The sequence below is a fragment of the Asaia lannensis NBRC 102526 genome (genome assembly GCF_024054035.1).
Lineage (GTDB): Bacteria > Pseudomonadota > Alphaproteobacteria > Acetobacterales > Acetobacteraceae > Asaia > Asaia lannensis.
Window position 1 is genome coordinate 1 of sequence record NZ_JAMXQU010000026.1, and the last position, 800, is coordinate 800.

At 54.2% G+C, this 800-nt stretch carries 1 protein-coding gene; it reads right to left on the reverse strand.

What is annotated here, in order from left to right; all coding sequences use genetic code 11:
- Positions 1–800 (reverse strand): replication endonuclease (locus NF685_RS14235; protein WP_252850138.1); only part of this gene is annotated, 800 nt, incomplete at both ends.

Here is an 800-nt window from a genome sequence, read left to right on the forward strand (position 1 = left end):
TGTCTCCCTGAAATCCTTTACCGCCCTGAAATGCAGGGTATGCAGGAGCATGGTTTGCAGTCTCTGGGTATCGGTTCCGGCATAATGCAAGTCGGGGTGACGGGATGACAGTCTGTTCAGTCTCTCATCAGCAAACCCACGCAGAAGCAGGAGAACAGCCCCGCCTGATGTCTTCTGCTTCATGAGCTGGCTGGCTCTGCTGACACGCCATTCAGAAAGAGTGCCGGTGTCCTTGCCCTCGTATACACCTCGGTAACGGCGCTTGATGTCTTTCCTCAGTCCGATGAACGTCAGGCTGGTTTCAGGCTTGCCATGGTCCTTGGTCGTGTAACGTGAGGCTCTGGCGACATCGCGGATATCCTTGATGGCTTCATTGCGTCTGTCGCATTCATTTGGGAACGCATCGAGTATCTGTTCCTCGACCCATGCCCTGTGTTCAGGTGAAACATAGAGCTGGATATGATAATGCGGTGTTTCATCCTCATGCAGTTCCAGCGCTGTCATACCCAGCAGGAGAATATCCCTGTCCCGGGCTTTACGTCTCACACGCTTCCAGCGTCTGCCGATTTCAGCCTTGGCCTGTTCATAGGAGCAGTTGCGGTATTTCCCCGGCAGGGTGAGGGTCAGGAATAATCCGACGTAATCGAGGAAGTTGACTGCGAGGTCGTGGACGCCATCTGCAATGGCAAGATTGACCGCATAGCTCCTGCGGAGATGGAACTGGCGCAAATCATGAGCTGACAGGCTTCGTTCGGGGTGTTCTGCATCAGGGATGATGATGAAGCTTTTGGCGCTTGCGG